The following is a 1,203-nucleotide window of genomic DNA, read 5'->3' as shown; positions in this document are numbered from 1 at the left end:
TATAAGGATTTTTATAATTATGAATCAGATGAAAGTATGAAATCTCTTAGGGAGACTTATGGTTACTTGAGAGAAGCTATGTTGGAGTTGGAAAAAAAGGATATGATTCCACCTTTGGAAGAGCGCTTTCAGTTATGATCGGGAAAGTTATTAATTGTAGAATAGTAAGAACACTTCTTGAAGTAATTTAGGAAGTGTTTTTTAATTTTCAACCTCTCATCATTCAAAAGCATAAAAGATATTGAAAGTTTTATTCTTAATGGTATGGACTATATTTTTATTGAACATAAAGTAGGTGAAAAAGCTGGTGATAATGCTAGGATCGCGGCGGAGAAGGCTTAAGATCGAATAAAAAAAATAGCGGAAGATAAGGGTGTTGATTTATTTTACGAGGACTTAATCAGAGTAAAATATATCGGCTCAGATGGTAATTTGCAAATAATTAATTAAGAGAAATATATAGATGAAACGGAATTTATTAAAGTTTTCAGGTTTACAATTGGATAAGAATCAATTAGGTAGTGATTATTATAAAGTCTTATTTATCAATGATTTTATAGAAAAGTTCGATTCTATGAAATTGAAATATGAGATTGATAATGATTTTAAGACTTTGGTTGAAGGTGATTTTAAATTGAATACCATTTTAGATATTTTAAACTCAAGAGAATATCAAAATAAGAATATTCTTTTTTATCTAAGGAGTAAAAATTATTATCTAGAACTTTTAAGATTAGGAGAAAGTAAAGATAAAAGAGACTATGAAAGAAAATATTCAAAAATCTCAATTGATATTTATTTTTATGAATCAGCGTTAAGGGAGAAACAGTTTTCAGCTATTTTTGATTATTATAAACCTTTTTTTTTGAGATTTACAGTGCCTATTTTGTACTATTTAGGTTCACAGATAAATAGTGAAACAACAAATGGAAAATATACTAATGCCATTATGTTTCGTCATTTAAACGATTTCCCATTTACAGGAATATCAATATGCTGGAAAATGATCTTAGGTGAATTATACTTTGATGAGGATTACACTTTTGAAAAAATAGCCCAAACGCCAGCCTTATATAATACCCCTCTATTAAAAAAGGTGGATGGAAGAGATTATAATTTGATCGAATTACATACCTATAAGGATTTTTATAATTATGAATCAGAGGAAAGTATGAAATCTCTTAGGGAGACTTATGGTTACTT

At 27.9% G+C, this 1,203-nt stretch carries 1 protein-coding gene; it reads left to right on the top strand.

Going from position 1 to position 1,203, the window contains the following annotated elements; genetic code table 11:
- Positions 1-463: 463 nt before the first annotated feature.
- Positions 464-1,203, top strand: a 740-nt coding sequence (locus AVL50_RS12110) for a hypothetical protein (protein ID WP_157491305.1), incomplete at its 3' end; no start/stop codon positions are given.

Source organism: Flammeovirga sp. SJP92 (assembly GCF_001583495.1).
Lineage (GTDB): Bacteria > Bacteroidota > Bacteroidia > Cytophagales > Flammeovirgaceae > Flammeovirga.
The sequence above is the reverse complement of the archived record's forward strand: the minus strand, read 5'-3'. Positions and strand labels throughout refer to the sequence as shown.